The sequence below is a fragment of the Mesorhizobium erdmanii USDA 3471 genome (assembly GCF_000472705.1).
Taxonomy (GTDB): domain Bacteria; phylum Pseudomonadota; class Alphaproteobacteria; order Rhizobiales; family Rhizobiaceae; genus Mesorhizobium; species Mesorhizobium erdmanii.
In genome coordinates this window covers 14,845-36,729 of the sequence record NZ_AXAE01000005.1, presented here as the reverse complement: position 1 = coordinate 36,729, position 21,885 = coordinate 14,845, and the positions used below count along the sequence as shown (strand labels likewise).

Below are 21,885 nucleotides of genomic sequence, written 5' to 3'. Positions count from 1 at the left end.
CTCAACCTGCCTTCATCGCAACGCCGGAGGCAGCGTCGAAGACGCGCACCGCCGCCGCTGTTGGCGCGACGGCCGCGGTTTGCCCGATCGACAGCCCGACATCATTGTCGAAGACCGCTTTCACGGTGCCCTCGCCTTCGCCGAGATGGACGATGGTGCGTGCGCCGATGCGCTCGACGAAGGTGACCGGCATGGCAAGCCCGCGCCTGTCCGGCGCCAAAGCCACCTGTTCCGGCCGGAAGCCGTAAAGCACGTCGCCGCGTGCGGCACGCAAGGTGGTAGCCAATTCATCCGGCAGGGGTGGCGTGATGCCCAGCGGGCCGAGATCGATAACCAGCCCGCGATCACTCTGCGCCGGCCTACCCTTGAGCAGGTTCATGCCCGGCGCGCCGATGAAGCGGGCGACGAAGACATTGGCCGGATTGTTGTAGACCTCGAGCGGCGTGCCGACTTGCTGCAGCACGCCATGGTCCATGACGGCGATGCGGTCGGCCATGGTCATCGCCTCGAGCTGGTCGTGCGTGACATAGACCATGGTCTGCCTGAACTGGCGCTGCAGCTGTTTCAGCTCGGTGCGCATCACCGCCCGGAAGGCGGCGTCGACATTGGACAGCGGCTCATCGAGCAGGAAGATCGCCGGCTCCATGATCGCCGAGCGGCCGATCGCCACACGCTGCAGGATGTTGACCGACAGCCGGTCGGCCTTGCGGTCGAGCAGCGGCGTCAATTGCAGCAGCTCGGCGATGGCGCCGACGCGGCGGTCGATCTCGGCCTTGGTGGCGCCGCGCATCCTCGGCCCGTAGGCGAGGTTCTGGCGCACCGTCATATGGGTAAAGATGGCATAGTTCTGGAACACGAAGCCGACGCCGCGCCGCCCCATCGGCACGCCGGCCATGTCGCGCTCGCCGAACAGGATATTGCCGCTGCTCGGCTCTTCCATGCCGGCGATCATGTTCATCGTCGTCGACTTGCCGCAACCCGATGGCCCGAGCAGCGCCATGAACTCGCCGTCCGCTATCTCGAGGTCCATCGTCTTCAGCGCGGTGAAGTCGCCGAATGTCTTGGTGAGATGCCTGAGCTGGATCGCGCTCATGCCGCCACCTGTTTTGTCCGCGCCATGCGCTTCATGGCGAACACGGCGACGATGGAGAGGACGACCAGGATGGCGAGCGCGATCGCCGCGACATAGCCCCAGATCAGATCCTGCGTGGTGACCTTGTAGATGTAGACGGAGATCGTTTCCGTGGCGACGCCGGGGCCACCGCCGGTCATGATGTAGAGCGTGTCGAAGATCTTGAAGTTCTCGATAACGCGGATCGCCAGCGCGATGACGATGATGGTCTTCATCTTCGGCAGCACGATGGTGGTGAAGCGCTGCCAGGGATTGGCGCCGAGCAAGGTCGCGGCCTTGATCTGATCCTCCGGCACGCCGACCAGGCCGGCAAGCAGGATGAGGAACATCAGCGGCGTCCACTGCCAGATATCGGCGATCATCACCGCGATCAGCGCCAGCGTCGGGTCCGACAGCCAGGCGATGGTGACCGGAGAACCTGTTAGCGACGACAGGATGTCGTTCACCGGGCCGCCCGACTGGAACAGCATGAAGAACATGTAGCCGGCCACCGCCGGCACCACCATCATCGGCATCAGCAGGATCGAATAGAAGATGCGCTTGCCGGGAAAATCATCGGCGAACAGCGTCGCCAGTGCGAGGCCCAGCAGGAACTCAGCCGGCACGCAGACGACCATGACGATCGCCGTGCGTTTCAACGCGCTCCAGAAGCGGGCATCGGCGGCGAGATCGGTGTAGTTGGCGAAACTGTTCCACATCTCCCACGCATTCCACCAGCCGAGACCCGAGAGCGGCGACCAGTCGGTGACGCTGATGTAGAGCTGCATCAAAAGCGGAAAGGCCGAGATGAACAGCACCAGGATCTGCGCCGGCAGCGTCAGCCGGAAACCCAGCCGCGCGCCTTCGTCACGCAGGGCCGGCTTTGTCCGCGCGTCCATCTCGCCCTCCGAAATCGTCGTCATCACCGCGCTCATTGCTTGAGCGCCCCGAAGGTGAGCCCACGCACCAGATGGCGCTGAATGGCGATGCCCATGATCACCGGCGGCACCGCGGCGATGAGCCCGAGCGCTGCCTTGGCGCCGTAGAGCTGGCCCGTCATCGAGGACGACAGCGAGGCCATGTAGACGGGGATGGTCACCCATTCGCGCGTCGTCAGAAGCAGTGCGATCAGATAATCCGACCAGTTGAGGATGAAGACGAAGAGGGCGGCGCTGGCCAGCGGCGCGCGCATCATCGGCAGCGTGATGCGGGTGAAGACGCGCAGCCGCGAACAGCCTTCGACAAGGGCGGCCTCCTCGATCTCGCGCGGCATGTCGTCGAAGAAGGTCTTCATCAGCCAGAAGGCGAACGGCAAGGTGACGATACCATAGATCAGCGCCAGGCCCCACCAGCTGTCGGTGAAGTTCAGGAACGACCACATGATCATCACCGGGATCATCACCGCCATCGGCGGAAACAGCCTGAGCTGGATCAGCGCCAGCGGCAGGTTCTGGCCCGAGCCGAAGCGCGACAGCCCATAGGCCGCCGCCGTGCCGGCCGACATGGCGATGGCGGTGCCGAACACCGCCGACAAGAGCGACGACAGGATCGGCTTCAGCGCGGTGCGGTCGAGCGCGACGATCAGGCTGTTGGTGGAGTCGCCGAACACGAAGCGGAAGTTGCTGAGCGTCGGATTCTTCGGCCACCATGTCAGGTCGGCGCCGGTCGCCGACCATTCGGCGATCGGCTTGAAGGCCATCGATACCATCCACAGGATCGGCACCAGCGTCACCGCCATCGCCGCGAGGATCGCGGCGTAGCGGAATATCTCGAAAGGAACGGAACGCTTCATCTGGCTGCTTTTGCTGGTGGCGTTGAGTGCTGAGGGGAAGAGCTTTCGCTCTTCCCCTCAGCTTGTTTGGACCGGAGACAGCTCTGATCCAGGGAGACGGATCAGCTGATCGGATCGAGAACGGTCGGCCAGGCCTCCTTGTTGGTTCTGATGGCTTCGAGCAATTTGTCCTCGCCGATGCGCCGGGCGATCTTCTTCCACTCGGCCTCGGTGTCGGCCATCGCCTGCTCCGATGTCTTGGCCTTGGTCAGCGAGGCCATGAGGTTTTCGTCGAGCGCATTGTGGAAGGCGGTGGCGCCGGGATAGTTGATGGTCGGCACCGTGCGGGCGACCGTCTCTCGCACCACGTCCATGTGGTAGGCGTGGTAGGTCTGCCGCACCAGCGGATCGGAGAAGTCCGAAAGGCGGAACGGATCGAGATAGCCGCCGGGGTTGGCGCTCATCCAGGCGTAGATGCGGGCCGAGCCCAGCCATTGCAGCAGGAGGTAGGCGACCTCCTGGTTTTTCGACTGCGACGAGACCATGCCGGTCAGCGAGAACCACAGAACGGAGCGGCTGATCAGCTTGCCGTCGATCTCTCGGCCCGGCGGCAGCATCGAGCCGATCTTGCCGGTGACGGCCGAATCCTTGTTGCCGGCATTGTCGAGGAATTTCGGCAGGTTGGAGAAGGCACAGGTCATCGCCGCCCCGCCCTTGGCGAAATTGCCGTACTGCTCCGGCCAGCCCCACGAGATCGCATCCGGCGAATGGTGGACGAGCGATTCCACATATTCGTTGGTGGCGGCGATGCCATGCTCGGAATTGATCAGCGGCTTGCCGTCGTCGCCGAACAGGAACTGGTTGGGCGAGGCCATCGATACATAGCGCTGATACCAGTTGGTGTAGCCCCAGCCCTGGTTGCGCAGATCGGTCGAGCCGAACAGGCCCTTGTCCGGGCGCTGGAAGAAGGCGGCGATATCGCCATGCTGTTTCCAGGTTTTCGGCGGCGCCAGATCGTAGCCGTATTTGTCCTTGAACGCCTTCTGCTCGGCCGCGTCGCCAAACAGGTCGGTGCGATAGACCCAGGTCTGGAAGTCGCCGTCGAGCGACACGCCATAGTTCGAGCCGCGATATTTGTTGAGCAGCGACACGCCCTTGGCGCCGTCGACATAACCGGTCTTGGGGTCGTCCCATTCAGGCTTGTACTGGGCCACGAAGTCGTCGAGCTTGGCGATGCCGCCGGTTTCGGCGAGATCGCCAAGGCGGTTCCATTCGGTGGAATAGATGTCGTAGGCCCCACCCTTGGTGGAGATGTCCTGCATCGTCTTGGTGAATTCCTGGCCGTTCGGCAAGCCGACGATCTCGATCGGAATCCCGGTTTCCTTTTCCCACAGTTCCCTGATCGATGGCGCGCCGGCCGGGAAAGGCTGCGTGAGCTGGCCGATCGAGCCGTCAGACAGGCCGAGCACGATCTTGGCCGGCGCCTTGCCTGCCCCCTTCAGCGCCTTGGCCGCCTCGATGGCGCGGCCTTCCGGCGTGTCGGCGCCATATTGGTAACGCTCGGCGCCCTCGAAGCCGGTCGGGCCGCCGATCATGCCCGGCGCCAGTGCGTCGGCGGCAAAGGCGCGGCCGGGGCGGATGAACTGCGGTGCAATACCGGCCGCGGCCACGAACGCCGCCGCCTTTCCTCCGGACGCCAACAATCGGCGCCGCGATATGCGGATCAGATCAGACATTGGAATTCCTCCCTCAGGGCCAAGGTTTCCTCCACGAGCCCATGAGGGATATTGACGGCAGTATCGGAAGGCTGTCAACATCATAAATAATCAAAACACCTCACAACATCGCAATGGGGCGAGGAAATGCGTCATACCGGGATTCATATATCGCTCCTTATGCCTCGATTTGATGGGAAATGTGTCTTCCCGTCCTGGAACAGCAGTGCCGGGCGACCTGATTTAGTCCGAAGGCTTGCGCTTCGACCAAGGCCGGATACATCATTTCCCATCAGAATCGCCGATGGCTGGCAGCCGTCGCCGTCAGACGGGCCGCCGGCATTGCGTGATCCTGATGCGTTGAGGAGATGAAAGACGGTGCGTTCCACCCTGACCGACATAGCCCGGGAAGCCGGCGTTTCCGCCGCCACCGTCGACCGCGTGCTGAACAACCGTCCCGGCGTGCGGGCGCGCACGCGCGAGATCGTGCTCGAAATGGCGCAGCGCCTCGGCTACATCGCCGAAAGCCCAAACGGGGCGCCGCCACGGCCCTTACCCGGCGAGGTCATCCGGCTCGACTTCGCGCTGCCGGCCGGCACCAATTCCTTCATCAAGATGCTGCATCGTCACATCGAGGCGCAGGCCGTGGCGCGCCCCGATCTTGATGTCCACATCGCCACCATAGAGGGCTTCAACCCCGACCGGCTCGCTCGCCTGCTGCAGGATTTGCGCGGACAGACGCAAGGCGTCGGCGTCATCGCGCTCGATCATCCGACGGTGCGCGAGGCGCTCCGCTCGCTGTCGGCCAACGATGTCAAGGTGGTGACCATCGCCTCCGACATCCTGCATGTGCCCAGGGTCGCCTATATCGGCATCGACAACCGCGCCGCCGGGCGGCTGGCCGGTTATCTGCTCAACCGCTTCATGGGGCCGGAACGCCCCGGCAAGGTGGCGCTGTTCGCCGGCTCGCTGTCCTATCGCGGCCATGAGGAACGCGAGATGGGGTTCCGGCACATATTGACCGAGGAATCCCCCAATCTCGAGATCGTCGAGATGCGCGAAATGCTCGACGACCGCGAGAAGGCCTATTCGGAAGCATCGGCACTTCTGGACCGCCACCCCGACCTTGCCGCCATCTACAATGTCGGCGCCGGCAACACCGGCATCGCCCGCGCGCTCAAGGAACGCGGCCGCGCGCAATCCATGGTTTTCCTCGGCCACGAGGTGACCGACGGCACCAAGGACCTTCTGCTCGACGGCACGCTCGATGCCGTCATCGACCAGAACCCGCGCGTCGAGGCGCGCGAGGCGCTCAACACGCTGACCCACGCGGTCCGCGGGCTGCCCTATGAGTTGCACCAGCCGAGGCTGCAGGTGATCTTCAAGGAGAATATCCCGGAGATCTGAGCGGTTAGCTTTTTGCTCTAACTCTTATCATCGCCCCACCATCCTCATCCGCACCGATCGCGATCCGGTCGCTGGAGACAATGCCGGAAATGTCGCACACCACCAGCGGCATATGGATGTCGTAGAGAAACTCGGCGACGATGGCGCCTACCGCCAGGATCGGGTCCGGACGCTCCAGAAGAATGCCGGCCGGCGCCGTTCCCCTGCGGATCGCTTCGGCCAGCACCGAGGACGAAGACGACGAGCCGCGCCCGCTCGGCATGACCAGGATCCTGCCGGTGACGCTCTGGCCAAGCCCTGGATGCGAATGGTCGATGATCTCCCCAGTCTCGGCGTCGATGCCGCCCCAGAAGCTGAGCGGCTGCGAGAACACCAGAGCCAGGCCATCGGCCTCGCCGGCAAGTTGGAAAGTGCCCAGCCGTTCGACGACTGCCGTTCCCGCCTCTGGTGTCATGAGACACCTCGCACGACATGGCCGACGGCGGCGGAACGGATGCAGTCCTTCATCTCGGCGAAAGCGACGGTCACGCCGATATTGCCCGGCGCGTAATGCGCCCATTTGCCGGAATTGGTCATCACCACGCCGTCGAGCCGCTTGAGGATCGCGGTGACATAGGTGCAGGTGTCGGCGACCGGGATCAGGCCGAAAGCCTCCATGCCGGCCAGCGCGCCCTCCTCCCGCAGCCGCGTCAGCGTCGCACGCCCGGTGTTGACGTAGATCGGGATGCCTCTGCCGGGTGCAGCCTCCCGCAGCATCGGCAACAGGCGCATCCATTCCTCATGCGAGAAATGCGGCGTGCCCAGCGACACGGCTGCAAGCGACGCACCGTCGGGCACCCCCGACAGCCTGGCTAGCGCCTGATCGATATCGGCCCGGGCGATGCGTATGGTCTCTTCAGGAAGATGACCCTGGAACGCCTCATCCAGCGTCCGCGCTTCGGGGGTGATCCCGATCGCATGGAACAGCGCCACCGCACCCGTCGTCGCGGCCGCGGCACCCAGCGCCTTCAACTGGTCCTCGTCACGCGGCTTCGGCAGGCCTGAGATCACCGGAATGCGGTCGCCGCTGGCTTGGCCGATGATCAGCCCGACCCCGACGAACAGGCTGTCGCTTGGTTCGGCCTCGGCAATGTCCAGGTCGAACAGGATGCGGCCGCGCCGGTTTTCGCTGAGATGCAGGCCCCAGGCCGGCGCGCGTCCGGTCATCGCGCAGCACAGATCGATGAAGTCGCCATAGCGGTTGGTGCGGGCGCCGATCACCGAATTAGTAAAGACGATGGCGTTGGATTCGCCCCACGCGATCTGCTGTCCGAAGTCAGGCCGGAAGCGCGTCTGATAGGGCGCGCAGGTGAAGGTCGCCTGGCAGCCAAGCTCCAGATGCGCCTTCATCAGCCGCCGCGCCGGCACCTCTTCCGCCGCCGGCATCTTCACCATGCCGGGGTGGATGAGATCGAACGAGCCGACATTGAGCGTCGTCGGCACCTGCACGCGGCCGCCGCCCTCGACCAGCCGTTCGACGAAATCGAGCCCGGCCTTGCCATGATAAAGGCAACCATCGATATGGGCGCCCGATATGTCGAGCAGGCCGCGCGCGCCGATGGCGTTGGAGAAGGCGACGAGGATTTTCATCGCGGCGGCCGCGGACGGGCCTTGTCCGCCGTCGAGCATGGAGCGGTCCCGTGCGGTTAATTCCAAGGTCATTGCAGCTCCCGGCTCGTTGTCGGAAAGGACGGAGGGACAGCGCCCCCCTCTGCCCTGCCGGGCATCTCCCCCACAAGGGGGGAGATTGGCAGCTTCGACCCTGGCGCTCATTCTTGCAATGCAGGACATTTGCGAAATCGGTGGCGACAGCCAATCTCCCCCCTTGTGGGGGAGATGTCCGGCAGGACAGAGGGGGGACGCCACGGAACGCCGACAGTCCCAGCTATCGAACCGCGCTACCTACCCAGCCGCGATCAACACCGTGCTCTCCGGCGACCAACGCAGCACCACATCTTGCCCCTCCGCCAGCCTGTCGGCGCCGGTGTTCTGCACGATGACTTTCAGCGTCTGGCCGGCGCGCTCGACGAAATAGGTGCTGTTGTTGCCGGCGAAGATACGCTTGGAGACCTTGCCCTTGAGCATATTCGCATCGGCTGCATCCGAAACCACGGCGTCCGTCGCAATCCTTATGCGCTCGGGCCGCACGGCGCAGCTGGCCTTGGCGCCGCCGGCAAGCCGGTCGCCCACCTTTGCCGCGATTGCCGTGCCGTCCGGCAGGCGGATGCCGTTGCCGGTCGCATCGCCGCGAAAGATGTTGGCGTTGCCGAGGAAGGTGGCGGCGAATTCGCTTTTCGGCCGGTCGTAGATTTCCTCCGGCGGCCCTTCCTGCACCAGCCTGCCGTCGCGCAGAATGCCGATGCGGTCGCTCATCGTCAGCGCTTCTTCCTGGTCGTGGGTGACGAAGATGGTGGTGATGCCGATCTCGCGCTGGATACGCTTCAGTTCGATCTGCATGTCGACGCGCAGCGCCTTGTCGAGCGCGCCCAGCGGCTCGTCCAGCAACAGCACGCGCGGCTTAGTGACGATGGCGCGCGCCAGCGCGACACGCTGGCGCTGGCCGCCGGACAGCTGGTGCGGACGCCGTCTGCCAAGCTTGCCCAATTGCACGAGGTCGAGCGCGCGCTGCACCTCGGAGGCAATCACCGCCTTGTTCTCGCCGCGCACCGACAGGCCGAAGGCGACATTGTCGGCGACGCTCATATTGGGAAACAGCGCATAGTTTTGGAACACCATGCCGATGCGCCGCTTTTCGACCGGCACCCGCTCCACGCTCTCGCCGCCGATGGAAATGCGGCCAGAGTCGGGAAAATCGAAACCGGCGATCTGGCGCAGCAGCGTGGTCTTGCCGCTGCCGGATGGCCCGAGCAGCGCATAGAAGCCGCCATCGGCGAAATCGATCGACACGTCGTCCAGCGCCTTGTGCGCGCCGAAGCTGCGCGAGACGTTTGATACCTGCACGCCGGCCATTATTTCTCTCCGCCGAATTTGAAGAAGCGCGCCGTCAGCAGCATGAGCGCCATCGACACGACGATGATGATGGTCGAGACCGCATTGATCTCGGGCGTGAAACCCTTGCGGATCGCGGCGTAGATTTCGACCGGCAGCGTCGTCTGACCGGGCGTCGCCAGGAAATAGGAGACGACGAACTGGTCGAACGACACCGCGAAGGCGAACAGCCCGCCGGCAATGACGCCCGGCATGATCCAGGGCAGCGTGACACGCATCGTGACCTGCCACTGGTTGGCGCCAAGCGAGCGCGCCGCTTCTTCCAGTTCCGGCGCGAAGGTCTGCAGCCGCGCCGAGACCACGACGATCACGTAGGGCAGCGCCAGCGCGACATGGCCGAGCAGGATGGCGAACAGGCCGCGCCCGATGCCGACGCCGAAGAAGAAGATCAGCATCGCCGTGCCGGTGATCAGCCACGGAATGGCGATCGGCGGAAACAGCAGCGCCTGCAGCAGCTTCTTGCCGCGAAACTCATATCGATAAAGCGCCAGCGACGCGGCCGAGCCGAGCACCACGCAGATGATGGTGGTGACGATTGCGATCTCGAGGCTGTTCCAGGTGGCCGCGATAAGCTGGTCGTTGTGCCACAGCGACGCATACCATTCCGTCGTCCACTCGAACGGCAGCTGGTAGAAGGGCGAGACGTTGAACGACATCAGCGCCATGATGATGATAGGCAGATAGAGGAAGGCGAGCAGCAGCCCGATGTAGAAGCGGCCAAGCCCTTCGAGGATGCGGGTGGTCATCATCAGGCAGCCCTCCTGAGCACCGGCGCGGCGACGGCCAGGATGACCAGCACGACGGCGAGCAGGATGAAGGACAGCGCGGCACCAAGTGGCCAGTTGAACACGGCCACGAACTGGTCCTCGATGACGGTGCCGTAGAAGGTTCCTGTGCGCCCGCCGAGAATGCGCGGCTCCATGAAGGAACCGACGACCGGCACGAAGATCAGCGCCGCGCCCGCCACCAGGCCGGGCAAGGACAGCGGGATGATCACCCGCTTCAGCACCTGCAGCCGCGAGGCGCCGAGCGAGCGCCCGGCCTCGATCAGCGAGTCGTCGATCGCCTGCAGCGTGAGGTAGCAGGTCAACACCATGTAGGGCACATAGGAGTGCACCAGGCCGATAATGACGGCCGGGTAGGAATACATCAGATCGATGTTGATCTTGAACGGCAGCACGGCGTTGAGCGCGGTGTCCAGGATGCCGCCCTCGCGCAGAACCATGGCCCAGGAAAAAATGCGCACCAGCCCGTTCGACCAGAACGGCAGGATGACCAGCAGGAAGATTGCCTCGCGGCTGCGTCCCTTTAGCACCTTGGCGAGCACATAGGCCGCCGGGTAGCCGATGACGACGCACCACAAAGTCACTTCGAGACCGAGGCGCAGCGAGGCGAGCAGCAGTGTCAGGTAGAGGCTTTGCGAGAAGAAGGCGGCGTAATTGCCCAGCGTGAATGCCCACGGCTTTCCGGACAGCGGCAGGTCAGTCATGAAGGAGAAGAAGACCATGGCCGACAGCGGCAGGAAGATCGCCACCGTCAGCCAGAGATAGGCCGGCGCCAGCAGCGGCAGGGCCGATCTCAGCCCGCTGCGCGATGCGGTCGCGCCTGGTACTGCCATGCCATCCTCCTCCTCCCCAGGATTGAAAGAACCAGCCGGCGCGAACCGCCGGCTGGTCCGGATGTAAGCCTACTTCACGTCGACCTTGAGCTGCTGCCACAGCGCCAGATAGGCCTCGCGCTGGGCATCGGTGATCGGCGCCTGGAACTGGATGCGCTTGGCGACTTCGGGGTCGCCCATCACCTTGCGGTTGAAGGCATCCTCGGGCAGCGCCTCCACCGCCTTGGTGTTGGCCGACACCGGAGCGCCGACCTTGGTGACCCATTCGACATAGAATTTCGGGTCGATCATCCAGTTGATGAAGGCCTGCGCGCCTTCGACATTCTTCGAACCGGCCGGGATCGAGAACGCGTCGAGCCAGGCGACCGCGCCTTCCTTGGGAATGACCAGCGACACCGGAAGCTTGAAGTGGGTCTTGGCGCGGTCGGCCGAGCCGCTCCAATAGGTGCCGATGTCGATCTGGTTGGAGGCGACCATCTGGTTCCAGTCGTTCTCCGAGCTCCAGAAAGTCTTGATCTGCGGCATCAGCGAGGTGAGCTTCGTCTTGACGGCGTCCATATCCTTGATGTCGTTGATGTTCTGGCCGGTGGCGATGGCGCCGAACTGCACCGCCTCGACGGCGTCGTCGCGGATGATGACACGACCCTTATGCGCGGGATCCCACATTTCTGCGATCGACGTCGGTGGCTTGTCGAAGGATTTTTCATTGATGGCGAGCGCGGTCAGGCCCCAGACCCACGGCACGCCATAGACCTTGCCGTCATGGTCGAGCATCGGCGAGCCCGCCTTGTCCTTGCTGATATCGGCATAGTTCGGCAGCTTGGACGTATCGATCGGCTGTATCAGCTTCTCGGACATCGCCTGGTCGTTGAAGGCGGCGTTGATCATGACGACGTCGTAGAGGCCCGGATTGGTCCGGATCTTGGTCAGCATTTCCTGTTCGGAATTGAAGAAGTCGTTGACGACCTTGTTGCCGGTGGCTTTTTCGAAGGCCTGGACGGCCCATGGCTCGTCGGCGCCGTAGCCCTTCCAGTTGAGCACATGCACTTCAGCGGCACTGGCGGCCAGCGTGAAGGCGGTGGTGAGGACGGCGGTCGCCGTCAACAGAGCAGTCAGTCTTGGCATGCGCATGTCGGTTCCTCTCTTTGTTTGCCCGCTTCGGCGGGGCTTGTCAGGCTGTCTGATGGGCCTTCTGGTTCTGGCCCGGCGCGCCGGTCGCGGCGGCCTGGCTCAGGAAAGTCTGGATCTCGGCATCGGTCGGCGCCGATGAACCGCCGTGGCGGGTGACCGAAATGGCCGCCGCCGCATTGGCGTAGCGCGCTGCTTCAAAGGGCGGCGCGCCACGCGCCAAGGCGCTGACGAAAGCGCCGATATGGGTGTCGCCGGCGCCGTTGGTGTCGACGGCATCGACCTTGAACCCGGCAACGGTCTGCGCCGTACCGTCGGCCAGCGCGACATGGCAGCCCTTGGCGGCGGAGCGGATGACGACACCCGCCGCCTGCGGGCAATGCTCGGCAAGCAGCCGCACCGCGAGGTCCTCGACATCACCAGGACCGGCGATCTCCGCGGCTTCCGTCGCGTTGCAGCTCAGCCAGGTGGTGCGGGCAAGCACACGCGACAGGATCGAGCGCGGAATGTCTGAAATGATCGGTGTCGGGTCGAAGACGAAGGGAATGTTTCCCGGCAGCGCCTCGATCCAGTCGGTAAGCGCGTCGCGGCTGCCCGCATAGCTCAGCGTATAGCCCGAGGCGAACACCCAATCACCAGGCGCCACCGATACCGGCGCCATCATGTCGAGGCTGAGCACACTTTCGGCACCGGGCCACGAGACGAAGGTGCGTTCGGCATCGCTCGATATCATGGCGACGCAATTGCCGCTGTCCATGGCGGGCGCTGGCGGCGTTAGCGTCTCGATGCCTGCGGCTGCGAAGGCGGCGCGCAGGAAATCGCCGTTCGGCCCACTGCCGAGCTGGCCGCCGAACACGACTTTCGTGCCGGTGCGGGCCGCGGCAACCATCATATTGAAGCCACCGCCGGCTACCTGGGCGAAGCTCGATGCGGTCTTTTCCATTCCGGGCGCCGGCAAGGCATCGATGCGGTAGACATAATCCACCACCGCGCTGCCGATATGGACGAGACGGCCGCTCACGCAGCCGCGTCCTTGCCGGACCCGGCTCTCGCCACCCTTGCAGCGACGAGGTCGGCGGCCAACACGCGAACGTCGGCCATGTCGATGCCCTTCAGCCGCGCGATATGCTGCTGCGGCAGCCGCGAAAAGCCCGTGCAGGCGCCGGCCATGCCTGCCGCGATAGCGCCAATCGTGTCGGTGTCGCCGCCGAGATTGGCGCTGATGACCGCCGCTTGCCAAGGATCGCCATCAGCGACTTCCAGCACAGCGAAGGCCGCCGGAACCGATTCCTGGCTGGCGACGCCGGTGCCGACCAGATCGGTGATCAGCCGGATGGCGTCCCTCGTCACCTTGCCACGCACCAGGTCCTGCGCCCAGACGATGCGCGCGGCGATGTCGCCGCCGGTCACCCAATGGCCAAGCGTCGCCCCTCGCCTCGCCGCCGCCACGGCACTGTCGGACGCGGCGCGCCAGTCACCCCCGGCGACGCCGCGGCTGACGGCGGCCGCGACCGCCGCTGCCGATGCTATGGCGATCGAGGTGTTGTGTGTCGCCCGGCAGGTCTCCGCCACCTTGGCGACGAATGTATCGAGCGGCTCCAGCGGCATCATGATGCCGACTGGCGCGATGCGCATGGCCGCTCCATTGGTGTCGCCGCCGCGCCCCGCTTCCTCGGCCGGCACGCCATTGTTGATGGCGTCGATGGCGCGCTTGGTCGAAGGACCCAGAAGGTCGTAGCTGCCGCGCGCCTTGACCTCGCGCTCCCAGTCGAGCAGCGCGTTGACCCAGCGCGCATGATCGAAACGCTCGCCGGATTCGACCAATATACGGCCGAGCAGCAGCGCCTGTTCGGTATCGTCGGTGATGGTGCCGGCCAGAAGTCCCTTGGACACCGGATGGTCGGCGAAGGGCGCGATGAAATCCTCGACATGGCCATGAAGTTCGGCAATGCGCGCCGGCGACAAAAGCTGCGTCGGCATGCCGAGCGCGTCTCCCAGCGCTCCGCCAACAAGCGCGCCCATGGCGCGATCAAGCATGTCCGGCATCGCTCAGAACCTCATATGCAGCGCGAAATGCGCGGGATTGAGCAGGCTGGTGACATATTCGATCGGCCGGTCGTCGGCCGCCCGCGTCAGCCGGCGGCCGCGCAGGAAGGGCGTCCCTAGCGGGCAGCCAAGGATCGCCGCGTCCTCGGCGTTGAGCATCTCTATGCCGACCCATTCCTCGCCATGGTCGGGAATGAGGCCGGCGGCGCGCAGCGTCTGGTGCAGCGAGCCTTCGCGCAGGCCACGGAGCGGCACATCCTCCAGCTCCGGCGACAGGGGCAGCCGGCTGCGCTCGATGGAAATCGCGTGGCCATCGCTGGCATTGGTGCGCACCCGGTCGACGGCGATGAAGAACGGGCTGTCGATCTCCAGCAAGGCAGCGAGATCGGCGTCTTCGATGACCTCCAGCCGCAGCGTCCTCGTCTCGGCATTGGCACCGGCGTTGGCCAGCGCACGCGACCAGCCTATGGCGTCGTCGACCGGCTTGCCGTCAAAGGTAACGAAAGAGCCAATGCCCACCTTGGTGGTGATCAGGCCGCGGCTGGACAGTTCCTCGAGGCCCTTGCGGACCGTGTTGCGACTGACGGAGAAGCGTTGGACGAGCTCGTTCTCGCTTTGCAGGCGATCGCCGAAGCCAAGCACGCCGGAGCGGATTTCATGCTCCAGAACAGTGGCGATCTGCTCGGGCTTGCCCGTGCCGGGAGACAGTTGAACCGCGCGCCGCTTCATATTCATACCTGTTCAGTGAACCTGTATAGTCCTGTTCAATATATGGCCGAGACAAGCCTGTCAACGATCGCTGGAAGATCAGAGGGCACTGACTGACGGTGCCCGGCGGTCAAGCCGGAATGCTCGTCGTCGATGAAGGGCCGGGGCGGCGAGCCTTCAAAACAATTGCCTTGGAAAGAAGAAAGCCCGCTCCGGGATACCGGGGCGGGCCTTGGAGGAGGATGAAGGGGTGGGACCCTGTCCTCTTGTTTCCACGGGGGGTGTGGACCGAATTGACAATACGAGAGTCGCGAAGAATTTTGGATCACAAGCCGGCTTGTCGTCATCACAATCCGGTGCGCCGCGACCGGGAACTGGTCACGAGATCGCGACCATCCGAAGCTTTGCGAGCTTCTAAATTCGCCCGAGGACGACAAGGACGATGATGATCAGGAGCACAAGCCCGAGTCCGCCGCCACCATAGTAACCTGTTCCGTAGAAGGGTCCGCCGCCGAGGCCGCTGAAGCCGCCAAGCAGCGCAATGACAAGAATGATGATGAGTATGGTGCCTAAGCTCATGGTTCCCGCTCCTGTAGGCGCTGACGCGCTGGCTAACATCGTCGCATACGATGTTTCGGAGAAGAGAACGTTCGGGCAGCCTTACCGTTCCGTATGATCGTAGAGTGGTATCCGCAAGGAAGAGATTTCGCCGGGAAACCAAGAGGCCAGATACCCCACCGGCAAGACAGGGGCGAGATTGGAACCACTGAAGATGCAGAAAGCCCGCCTGGACGGCGGGCTTTCCGACCGGCCGGAGGTCAGGAGAGTGCGGTCAAAGCCTCACGGCTGGTTCCGCACTTCCGAACCCCACGCTACTGAAATCAGCGGCGGGCGATCAGCAGGCAGAGCTGACGCAGGTCCCGGTCATAGGTGCCTTCGCTGCTGAGCACGTCGACGCAGCGCTTCTTCATGCGCGCCAGCTGGCTGTTGGACATCTGGGCCACGACGCCAGGCAGGCTAGGATTGCTGGGATTGGAGGGATTGCTCGGGTTGGACGGATTGCTGGGATTGGTTCCGCCGATACCCACGCCAACACCGACGCCGGTACCGCCAGTGCCACCGACATTGGCCCCGAGCCCTGCCGTCACGCCACTGGTGCCGCCGACATTGGCACCAAGACCAGCATTGACGCCGTTGCTGCCCCCGACCGAGGCGCCAAGTCCGGCGCTGACACCGCTCGAGCCGCCCACATTGGCGCCGGCTCCGGCGTTGACGCCACCGCTCCCACCGACGGAGGCACCTGCGCCGGCATTGATACCGCCGCTGCCGCCGACCGATGCGCCCACGCCGGCATTGACGCCGCCGCTACCGCCGACGGAGGCGCCGACACCAACGCCCAGACCCGCCGCGTTCGTCGGCATGGAAAGAACAAGAACTAGTGCACTACCAGCCAAAACACTGGCGACTGTTCTGATGATAGAAGCCATAACACTCTCCTGTTGTCGTTGTGCTAAAGCATTCGGCATACAACCGATTGCTACTTCAACTACGAGACAGGCGATCTCAAGTTTCAAATCCACACGTAATTACGAAATCGATGGTATTTATTAAAGAAACGATGGATATATAAGAGTAATAAAATTATAATACAGTTGAAAAAAATATTGCATGATTGAGAACAGTAATATCGATATGTACAACATATCGAAAGGAATAACGATTTTTTATGGCCCTTGCCGAATTGCCGACAGATAAGGCCGTCTGGCGCGGAGCGCAAAGACCGGACATCGGCTTCCGCCAAGAATTCCGGTAGGACAAAGGGAGGAGGCCGGCGTTTGTCTGGAACCGCGACCCGCTTCAACGAAGCGCAGTTGACCAATCCGGGCAGACAGGATCGGCCAGTTCGGCCCTACCCTCAGAAAAATCGCGGCAACAGCCTGTAGCGCACCCGTTCCATATAGGCGCGATACTCCGGCTCGGCGGCCAGCAGCGCCTCCTCGCGCAAAATGCGATAGAGCTGCAGATAGGTAATCACGGCGTAGACAAAGAGGTTGTGGAGGGAAAAGGCCGACAGCAAAAAGAGGACATGGCCGGCTAGGTAGCCGGCATAGATCGGGTGCCGAACCACCCGGTAGGCGCCGCCCGTCATCACGCCGCGGTTTCCGGGCAGGATGGCAAAGGAACGGCCGAGCGAAATCTTCCCCCAGATGACAAACATCAGCGCCAGGAGTTGCAACGGCGCCGCTATATAGACCGGGACAAGCGCCACGCCAGGCTGGAGGCTGACCAAGGCAACACCGAAACTGGCCGTTACGGAGACGACGACGGTAAGCGGTTTCCAGTCACGCGTTACCGGACGCCGCGACAGAAGCAGCCAGGTGAAGGTGAGTATCTCGGAAATCGCAACCAACGCGGCGTTGAGCCGGGTCGGATCCTCGATGACCTGATACAAGCCGCGATAGACGAACAGGGCTGCGCAAGCCAGGGCACAGATGCGGAAGAAGCCCTCGCGTAGGTCGACCAGCATGTCACGCCTTCGCGCGGCCGAGAATAACCCGCCCTGATTATGCGAAAACGCTTCACTCTTTGACGTGAGCAACGCAAGCACCCCGATGATCCCTCAGGGCGACCTTTGCACGCAACCATTGCCGGGCGGTTAACCGGCAAGATCGAAACGATGCTACCGGAATTCGCCTCGGCATGTTTCGAAGCCTCCTAGCCCAGAGCCGAATTGCTGAAATACTTCGCGAAATCAGGGCGCTGCGCCAGAATTTTACCATCGCCATCGCGCAGAATTCCCGCCGTGAAGAGATAGTCGCCGATCGCGTCCATCTTGGCTGGATCCATCGTGCCGAGAGCGCCGTCTTTTGCGCGCAGATAGTGGCCGTCGATCAGCGACTTCAGCGACGCCTCGATCAATGCCGGATTGGTCAGGGCATCCTTGTTGGCGGCGATCAGCAGCGCGGCGGCTTCCCCGGGATGATCGACCGCGAACTGATAACCGCGCCGCGTTGCCTGGACGAAGGCCGACGCCAGCGCCGGATTCGCCTGGAGATAGGCTTCGCTCGACGAGATCAGCGTCGTGTGCTCGTCAGGCACGCCGTAATCGGCATAGACGAAGCTGCGCTGCTTGACACCCTTGAGCTCGGCCTCGACGCCTTCCCAGGTCGAGACCTCGAGCGTGAAGTCGACTGAGCCGTTGGCCAGCGCTTCATAGGCGGAGGTGCCGAGCGTCACCGTTTCGAAATTGCCCTTGCCGCCGTCATGTCGGATGATGGTCGAGATCAGCGCGTTTTCCCAGGCGCTGCCGAAACCGCCATAGATCAGGCCGTCGAGATTCTTCGGGCTCTTGATCTCGCTGCGCGCCGCGTTGAAGACCACTCGGCCGGTTTCGGACTGCACCACGGCATAGACGGCCTTCAGGTCGGCACCGGCGGTCTTCTGGGTGAACAGGCTGATCGTGCCGTTGATGCCGAAGTCGGCAACGCGGTTGGCGACCAGCGTACCGGCGCCGGTGTCGCTGTAGGGTAGAATGTCGACGTCGAGGCCAGCCTCGCGATAAAGCCCCTTGTCGCGGGCGACGAAGAGCCCGATGTGGTTGGTGTTGACCGTCCAGTCCAGCGCGACGGAGACCTTTTGCGTTGCCGCGAAGGAGCGGCTAGATCCGGCGATGAGCGGAAGACTGCTGGCAAGGGCGAGCAGCAGGGCTTGTCGACGCGTCAAGTCAATCATGGTCGTGTCCTTTGAATGGTTGAGGGTTGAGCAGAATGTCGAGGATCTCGGCTTCGAGTGCGCCGGCCTGTTGCGCGGCGGCGCCGGCCGGATCGCGCGGGCGGGGCAACGGCACCCTGATTTCACGCACCACACGAGCCGGGCGCGCCGACAACACATAGATGCGATCGGACAGGAACACGGCCTCGCGCACATCGTGTGTGATCAGCAGCGCCGTCCAGCGATGGTGCCGCCACATCTGCTCGAGCCAGCGCTGCATGGCCGCGCGTGTCAGCGCGTCGAGAGCGCCGAACGGCTCGTCGAGCAAAAGCATGTCGCGCTCCTGCACCACCGTGCGCAAAAGTGCCGCGCGCTGGCGCATGCCGCCCGAGAGTTGCGCCGGAAAATGCCGCTCGAAACCGGCAAGCCCGAACTCGGCGAACAGCGACGCGACGCGCGCCCGCGCGGCCTTGCGTTTAACGCCTTGCACCTCGAGCCCGAGCGTCGTGTTATCGAGGATGCGCCGCCACGGCATCAGTGCGTCGCGCTGCGGCATGAAGGCAAAATGCCTGCCATGATCGTCGAGCGGCGCGCCGTCGAAAAACATCTCGCCTTCGCCATGCTCGGCGCCGGTCAGAAGCTGGAACAGCGTCGACTTGCCGGCACCCGAAGGTCCCAGGATCGAGACGAATTCGCCGGCACCGACGCTGAGCGAAATGTCCGCGAGCACGTCGAGCCCGTCAAACGCCTTGCGCACATGTCGCAATTCGAGCCGCCTCATTGCCGCGGCACCTTTCCCGCGCGCTGCTGGCCGGCCCGCTCCCAGGGCATGGCGAGGCGCTGCAAGAGCACTGTCAGCCCAAACAGGACAAGCGTCAGCGTCGCGCTGACACCGACGGCGGCCAGCACCAGATCGGGGCGGAAATTGTTCTTGGCGTTGAGCATGTAGATGCCCAGCCCCTTCGCGGCGCCGGCATATTCGGCAAAGATGGCGCCGACCACGGCATAGGTGATGGAGATTCTGAGGCCGGCGAAGAAATAGGGCAGCGCCGAAGGCAGGCGCGCCACCACAAAGACGCGCCAGCGCCCTGCCCCCATGGCGCGCAGCATCTGGCCGATCTCGACCTCGGTCGCCTCGTAGCCCTGCACCAGAGCCACGAGCATCGGGAAGAAGGTGACGAGCGCCACCAACATGATCTTCGGGGCCAGGCCGAAACCGAACCACAGCACCACCAGCGGCGCTATCGCCACCAGCGGCAAGGTCTGGCTGACGATGAAGACGGGAAACAGCGCGCGCCGCATCGGCTGGAAAAAGTCGACCAGCATCGACAGCGCGAAGGCGGCGGCGAGCGAGCAGGCAAAGCCGGCCAGCGTGGCGCGGATGGTGGGGACGGCGTTGTCGATCAGCGCGTCACGATTGAGCATCGCCTGTTCGAGGACGCGTGAGGGAGCTGGCAGAATCGTCGGCTTGATGCCGGAATAGGTAGCGTAGAGTTGCCACGCCACGGCGAGCAACCCGACGGAGATGATGGCGGGTACTGCCTTGGCAAGGGAAGCCGAGAGCGGGCGCGGCGCGACTGGTGAGACCACGGGCATAACCTTTGACGAGGGGTCGCGCGCAAGCGCGGTAGGCTCAGACAGCCGACGGGCTGTTGGCCGAAACCGTGACGTCGAGGGTTACGTGGCCGGCGCCCGGCCCGAAGCGGCAGAAAGCCTCGTTCAGCGCCGAAAAGATCGCGCCCGTATCGCCCCGCAGTTTGGTGCAGAAATTCTTGGAGCGATCATAGACGCCGGATTGTTTCAGGAAATCGATACAGCCATAGATCTCGTCCATGTGGTCGCCTGTGCCCATGACGTAGAGCGAGAACTGCGCCGCCGCCGGCTGGCCGGTGGCAGCAGCATTGCGCACGGCGCTGATGGCGGCTTCCTTGCGTGGGCCGAGCGGCCCGACAGGTCCGCCAAATGCGTCGGAGCGGCAGATCGGATCATCCGGCTCACCTGGACAGCCGCGCGAAATGGCGGCCGACAGCACACAATGCTTGCCGCTCCGCGCCGCCGCCACGAACAGATCGCGCAGCGCCGGGAACAACACTTCCGGTGGCCCGACCAGCAAGGTCGAGATGTCGTCGGTCTCGATCCTCAGCCTGTCCCGATAGGGATCGAGCGCGCCGAGCGCGCCCAGGATAACGCCGACGAAATCGTCGGCCATGGGATATAGGGAAATCTGTGCGCCTGAAAACATCGCCCGCCTCGCTCCGCTGGTATTACCCAGATCAGCTTCTAGGGTCTGTGGGCTTGCCGCCCCCGTCTCAGCCCCGACCGTACGGAGCACCCCTGTGGATGGGCGCGTTAAAGCACCATTCGAACTGAAGGGAAAGACGTTTTTTCAGCGCACTGCGCCAAAAGCGTTGCACCAGGCCTGGTCACCAGATGGACGCGAGGAGGTCCTCCCAAGTGACTTTTATCGGGAACCTTCGCCAACCCGCGAGGTTGTCCCACCAGTCGCAAGGCGACGAGTTCACAGAAATGGAGACAGAACCATGTTCATGAAAATCCTCGCAGCTTCGGCGTTTACCGTTGCCCTGGCCACGTCGGCGATGGCGCAGAGTGCAGCCGGCACGGATGGATCGTCCGGCAGCGGCAAATCGGTCACCGTAGACCCGAGCACGCCAGCTTCGGCCAATCCGGTCGATCCGGCAACAACCAACAGCACGACCACCGCACCGACCGACATGAACTCCAATGCGGATAAGAATTGCCCGACCAGCCCGCAAGGCGCGCAGTCCGATGCCAACGGCAATGCGACGGCGCCCACCGTGAACGACAAAAACTGCGGCAAGTAATCTATCGATCAAAATCGGAAAGCCGCCGGACACCCGGCGGCTTTCGAAAATCATTCCCCGCAATCACTCCATGGGTCGCGAAGAGGGTGCACAGACCGATCGACGATCGCGCTCTTATCGCCAAACCGTCAGGACGCTGCCTTCTCACGAACCGGCAACTTCCAGCCCGGCCTGACGAAATGGCAGGTGTACCCGTTGGGATATTTCTCCAGATAATCTTGATGCTCGGGCTCCGCCTCCCAGAAGGCACCGGCCGGGGCCACCTCGGTGACGACCTTGCCGGGCCACAGGCCGGATGCATCGACATCGGCGATAGTGTCTTCGGCAACGTGCTTCTGCTCGTCGCTGGTGTAGTAGATCGCCGAACGGTAGCTCATCCCGACATCGTTGCCTTGGCGATTGCGCGTCGTCGGATCATGGATCTGGAAAAAGCGCTCCAGCAGCGTGCGATAGCTGATCACCGCTGGATCGAAATTGATCTCGATAGCTTCGGCATGGGTGCCGTGGTTGCGGTAAGTGGCGTTGGGTACATCACCGCCGCTGTAGCCGACACGGGTGGAAGTGACGCCGGGATAGCGCCGTATCAGGTCCTGCATGCCCCAGAAGCAGCCGCCGGCAAGCACTGCGCGTTCGGTCGAAGTCGCCATGTCACCTCTCCTCAAAGAGCAATTCACGGGAAAACGGTTAGCGATTTCCGGCCTGAATTGCACAACAACAAATTTGATAGCCCATAAATGGGCATTGTCTGCGCCTTCGTCCAGCCGTCCGGGAATGAAGGC

At 63.6% G+C, this 21,885-nt stretch carries 23 protein-coding genes and 1 riboswitch; of the genes, 2 read left to right on the top strand and 21 right to left on the bottom strand.

Annotation, left to right across the window (positions count from 1 at the left end):
* Position 1: 1 nt before the first annotated feature.
* From A3AU_RS0100210 to A3AU_RS0100195, 4 genes are all read right to left on the bottom strand, one after another.
* Positions 2 to 1,093: an ABC transporter ATP-binding protein gene (locus tag A3AU_RS0100210; protein WP_027050965.1), complete on the bottom strand. Its 1,092-nt coding sequence runs from the start codon at positions 1,091 to 1,093 to the stop codon at positions 2 to 4.
* Positions 1,090 to 2,046 (bottom strand): carbohydrate ABC transporter permease, encoded by a 957-nt coding sequence (locus tag A3AU_RS0100205; RefSeq protein WP_027050964.1) that lies wholly within the window; start codon positions 2,044 to 2,046, stop codon positions 1,090 to 1,092. Before A3AU_RS0100205 ends, A3AU_RS0100210 begins: the two co-directional genes overlap by 4 nt.
* Positions 2,043 to 2,903: a carbohydrate ABC transporter permease gene (locus A3AU_RS0100200; RefSeq protein ID WP_027050963.1), complete on the bottom strand. Its 861-nt coding sequence runs from the start codon at positions 2,901 to 2,903 to the stop codon at positions 2,043 to 2,045. Before A3AU_RS0100200 ends, A3AU_RS0100205 begins: the two co-directional genes overlap by 4 nt.
* Positions 2,904 to 3,004: 101 nt before the next feature.
* Positions 3,005 to 4,618, bottom strand: a complete 1,614-nt coding sequence (locus tag A3AU_RS0100195; RefSeq protein WP_027050962.1) for an extracellular solute-binding protein — start codon at positions 4,616 to 4,618, stop codon at positions 3,005 to 3,007.
* 357 nt (positions 4,619 to 4,975) lie between these two features.
* Here A3AU_RS0100195 and A3AU_RS0100190 point away from each other — a divergent pair, with 357 nt between their 5' ends.
* Complete coding sequence (locus A3AU_RS0100190) at positions 4,976 to 6,004, top strand: LacI family DNA-binding transcriptional regulator (RefSeq protein WP_027050961.1); 1,029 nt, start codon at positions 4,976 to 4,978, stop codon at positions 6,002 to 6,004.
* A 4-nt stretch (positions 6,005 to 6,008) separates the two neighbouring features.
* Here A3AU_RS0100190 and A3AU_RS0100185 read toward each other — a convergent pair whose 3' ends face one another.
* From A3AU_RS0100185 to A3AU_RS0100110, 16 genes are all read right to left on the bottom strand, one after another.
* Entirely contained in the window at positions 6,009 to 6,458 is a 450-nt protein-coding gene (locus A3AU_RS0100185; protein ID WP_027050960.1) for an aconitase X swivel domain-containing protein, read from the bottom strand.
* Positions 6,455 to 7,705 (bottom strand): aconitase X, encoded by a 1,251-nt coding sequence (locus A3AU_RS0100180; protein WP_027050959.1) that lies wholly within the window; start codon positions 7,703 to 7,705, stop codon positions 6,455 to 6,457. The genes A3AU_RS0100185 and A3AU_RS0100180 overlap by 4 nt, the downstream gene beginning before the upstream one ends.
* Positions 7,706 to 7,945: 240 nt before the next feature.
* Positions 7,946 to 9,013 carry an ABC transporter ATP-binding protein gene (locus A3AU_RS0100175; protein ID WP_027050958.1) on the bottom strand — a complete coding sequence of 356 codons (1,068 nt, stop codon included), beginning with the start codon at positions 9,011 to 9,013 and terminating at the stop codon, positions 7,946 to 7,948.
* Positions 9,013 to 9,801, bottom strand: a complete 789-nt coding sequence (locus A3AU_RS0100170; protein WP_027050957.1) for an ABC transporter permease — start codon at positions 9,799 to 9,801, stop codon at positions 9,013 to 9,015. The genes A3AU_RS0100175 and A3AU_RS0100170 overlap by 1 nt, the downstream gene beginning before the upstream one ends.
* Entirely contained in the window at positions 9,801 to 10,670 is an 870-nt protein-coding gene (locus A3AU_RS0100165) for an ABC transporter permease (protein WP_027050956.1), read from the bottom strand. Before A3AU_RS0100165 ends, A3AU_RS0100170 begins: the two co-directional genes overlap by 1 nt.
* Positions 10,671 to 10,739: 69 nt before the next feature.
* Complete coding sequence (locus A3AU_RS0100160; RefSeq protein WP_027050955.1) at positions 10,740 to 11,801, bottom strand: ABC transporter substrate-binding protein; 1,062 nt, start codon at positions 11,799 to 11,801, stop codon at positions 10,740 to 10,742.
* Positions 11,802 to 11,841: 40 nt separating this feature from the next.
* Positions 11,842 to 12,819, bottom strand: a complete 978-nt coding sequence (locus A3AU_RS0100155) for a PfkB family carbohydrate kinase (protein WP_027050954.1) — start codon at positions 12,817 to 12,819, stop codon at positions 11,842 to 11,844.
* Positions 12,816 to 13,844: an ADP-ribosylglycohydrolase family protein gene (locus A3AU_RS0100150; protein ID WP_027050953.1), complete on the bottom strand. Its 1,029-nt coding sequence runs from the start codon at positions 13,842 to 13,844 to the stop codon at positions 12,816 to 12,818. The genes A3AU_RS0100155 and A3AU_RS0100150 overlap by 4 nt, the downstream gene beginning before the upstream one ends.
* A gap of 3 nt (positions 13,845 to 13,847) precedes the next feature.
* Positions 13,848 to 14,573: a GntR family transcriptional regulator gene (locus A3AU_RS0100145; protein ID WP_027050952.1), complete on the bottom strand. Its 726-nt coding sequence runs from the start codon at positions 14,571 to 14,573 to the stop codon at positions 13,848 to 13,850.
* Positions 14,574 to 14,966: 393 nt separating this feature from the next.
* Positions 14,967 to 15,131 carry a DUF3309 family protein gene (locus tag A3AU_RS1000000137465; RefSeq protein ID WP_064988046.1) on the bottom strand — a complete coding sequence of 55 codons (165 nt, stop codon included), beginning with the start codon at positions 15,129 to 15,131 and terminating at the stop codon, positions 14,967 to 14,969.
* A 302-nt stretch (positions 15,132 to 15,433) separates the two neighbouring features.
* Positions 15,434 to 16,039 carry a hypothetical protein gene (locus A3AU_RS0100135; protein WP_051355248.1) on the bottom strand — a complete coding sequence of 202 codons (606 nt, stop codon included), beginning with the start codon at positions 16,037 to 16,039 and terminating at the stop codon, positions 15,434 to 15,436.
* Between the two features lie 428 nt (positions 16,040 to 16,467).
* A complete protein-coding gene (locus A3AU_RS0100130; RefSeq protein WP_245235393.1) occupies positions 16,468 to 17,079 on the bottom strand; it encodes a methyltransferase family protein in 612 nt (203 codons plus the stop codon).
* 188 nt (positions 17,080 to 17,267) lie between these two features.
* The gene (locus A3AU_RS0100125) at positions 17,268 to 18,284 is read right to left on the bottom strand and encodes an ABC transporter substrate-binding protein (RefSeq protein WP_027050949.1); all 1,017 of its coding nucleotides are present in this window, start codon (positions 18,282 to 18,284) and stop codon (positions 17,268 to 17,270) included.
* Positions 18,277 to 19,044, bottom strand: coding sequence for an ABC transporter ATP-binding protein (locus A3AU_RS0100120; protein WP_027050948.1), 768 nt, complete (start codon positions 19,042 to 19,044; stop codon positions 18,277 to 18,279). The genes A3AU_RS0100125 and A3AU_RS0100120 overlap by 8 nt, the downstream gene beginning before the upstream one ends.
* A complete protein-coding gene (locus A3AU_RS0100115) occupies positions 19,041 to 19,859 on the bottom strand; it encodes an ABC transporter permease (protein ID WP_027050947.1) in 819 nt (272 codons plus the stop codon). Before A3AU_RS0100115 ends, A3AU_RS0100120 begins: the two co-directional genes overlap by 4 nt.
* Positions 19,860 to 19,896: 37 nt before the next feature.
* Complete coding sequence (locus A3AU_RS0100110) at positions 19,897 to 20,505, bottom strand: YkoF family thiamine/hydroxymethylpyrimidine-binding protein (RefSeq protein WP_027050946.1); 609 nt, start codon at positions 20,503 to 20,505, stop codon at positions 19,897 to 19,899.
* Positions 20,496 to 20,609, bottom strand: a riboswitch (TPP riboswitch). It overlaps the preceding gene by 10 nt.
* 194 nt (positions 20,610 to 20,803) lie before the next feature.
* Here A3AU_RS0100110 and A3AU_RS0100105 point away from each other — a divergent pair.
* Positions 20,804 to 21,106, top strand: a complete 303-nt coding sequence (locus A3AU_RS0100105; protein ID WP_027050945.1) for a hypothetical protein — start codon at positions 20,804 to 20,806, stop codon at positions 21,104 to 21,106.
* A 128-nt stretch (positions 21,107 to 21,234) separates the two neighbouring features.
* Here the strand turns inward: A3AU_RS0100105 and msrA are convergent, their stop codons facing one another.
* Positions 21,235 to 21,753 carry a peptide-methionine (S)-S-oxide reductase MsrA gene (msrA, locus tag A3AU_RS0100100; protein WP_027050944.1) on the bottom strand — a complete coding sequence of 173 codons (519 nt, stop codon included), beginning with the start codon at positions 21,751 to 21,753 and terminating at the stop codon, positions 21,235 to 21,237.
* Positions 21,754 to 21,885 lie beyond the last annotated feature (132 nt).

What these genes read in the sequence shown, in the direction of transcription:
- A3AU_RS0100210 (WP_027050965.1), bottom strand. Translation starts at nt 1,093, where the DNA reads ATGAGCGCGATCCAGCTCAGGCATCTCACCAAGACATTCGGCGACTTC.
- A3AU_RS0100205 (WP_027050964.1), bottom strand. Translation starts at nt 2,046, where the DNA reads ATGAGCGCGGTGATGACGACGATTTCGGAGGGCGAGATGGACGCGCGG.
- A3AU_RS0100200 (WP_027050963.1), bottom strand. Translation starts at nt 2,903, where the DNA reads ATGAAGCGTTCCGTTCCTTTCGAGATATTCCGCTACGCCGCGATCCTC.
- A3AU_RS0100195 (WP_027050962.1), bottom strand. Translation starts at nt 4,618, where the DNA reads ATGTCTGATCTGATCCGCATATCGCGGCGCCGATTGTTGGCGTCCGGA.
- A3AU_RS0100185 (WP_027050960.1), bottom strand. Translation starts at nt 6,458, where the DNA reads ATGACACCAGAGGCGGGAACGGCAGTCGTCGAACGGCTGGGCACTTTC.
- A3AU_RS0100180 (WP_027050959.1), bottom strand. Translation starts at nt 7,705, where the DNA reads ATGACCTTGGAATTAACCGCACGGGACCGCTCCATGCTCGACGGCGGA.
- A3AU_RS0100175 (WP_027050958.1), bottom strand. Translation starts at nt 9,013, where the DNA reads ATGGCCGGCGTGCAGGTATCAAACGTCTCGCGCAGCTTCGGCGCGCAC.
- A3AU_RS0100170 (WP_027050957.1), bottom strand. Translation starts at nt 9,801, where the DNA reads ATGATGACCACCCGCATCCTCGAAGGGCTTGGCCGCTTCTACATCGGG.
- A3AU_RS0100165 (WP_027050956.1), bottom strand. Translation starts at nt 10,670, where the DNA reads ATGGCAGTACCAGGCGCGACCGCATCGCGCAGCGGGCTGAGATCGGCC.
- A3AU_RS0100160 (WP_027050955.1), bottom strand. Translation starts at nt 11,801, where the DNA reads ATGCGCATGCCAAGACTGACTGCTCTGTTGACGGCGACCGCCGTCCTC.
- A3AU_RS0100150 (WP_027050953.1), bottom strand. Translation starts at nt 13,844, where the DNA reads ATGCCGGACATGCTTGATCGCGCCATGGGCGCGCTTGTTGGCGGAGCG.
- A3AU_RS0100145 (WP_027050952.1), bottom strand. Translation starts at nt 14,573, where the DNA reads ATGAAGCGGCGCGCGGTTCAACTGTCTCCCGGCACGGGCAAGCCCGAG.
- A3AU_RS1000000137465 (WP_064988046.1), bottom strand. Translation starts at nt 15,131, where the DNA reads ATGAGCTTAGGCACCATACTCATCATCATTCTTGTCATTGCGCTGCTT.
- A3AU_RS0100135 (WP_051355248.1), bottom strand. Translation starts at nt 16,039, where the DNA reads ATGGCTTCTATCATCAGAACAGTCGCCAGTGTTTTGGCTGGTAGTGCA.
- A3AU_RS0100130 (WP_245235393.1), bottom strand. Translation starts at nt 17,079, where the DNA reads ATGCTGGTCGACCTACGCGAGGGCTTCTTCCGCATCTGTGCCCTGGCT.
- A3AU_RS0100125 (WP_027050949.1), bottom strand. Translation starts at nt 18,284, where the DNA reads ATGATTGACTTGACGCGTCGACAAGCCCTGCTGCTCGCCCTTGCCAGC.
- A3AU_RS0100120 (WP_027050948.1), bottom strand. Translation starts at nt 19,044, where the DNA reads ATGAGGCGGCTCGAATTGCGACATGTGCGCAAGGCGTTTGACGGGCTC.
- A3AU_RS0100115 (WP_027050947.1), bottom strand. Translation starts at nt 19,859, where the DNA reads ATGCCCGTGGTCTCACCAGTCGCGCCGCGCCCGCTCTCGGCTTCCCTT.
- A3AU_RS0100110 (WP_027050946.1), bottom strand. Translation starts at nt 20,505, where the DNA reads ATGTTTTCAGGCGCACAGATTTCCCTATATCCCATGGCCGACGATTTC.
- A3AU_RS0100105 (WP_027050945.1), top strand. Translation starts at nt 20,804, where the DNA reads ATGTTCATGAAAATCCTCGCAGCTTCGGCGTTTACCGTTGCCCTGGCC.
- msrA (WP_027050944.1), bottom strand. Translation starts at nt 21,753, where the DNA reads ATGGCGACTTCGACCGAACGCGCAGTGCTTGCCGGCGGCTGCTTCTGG.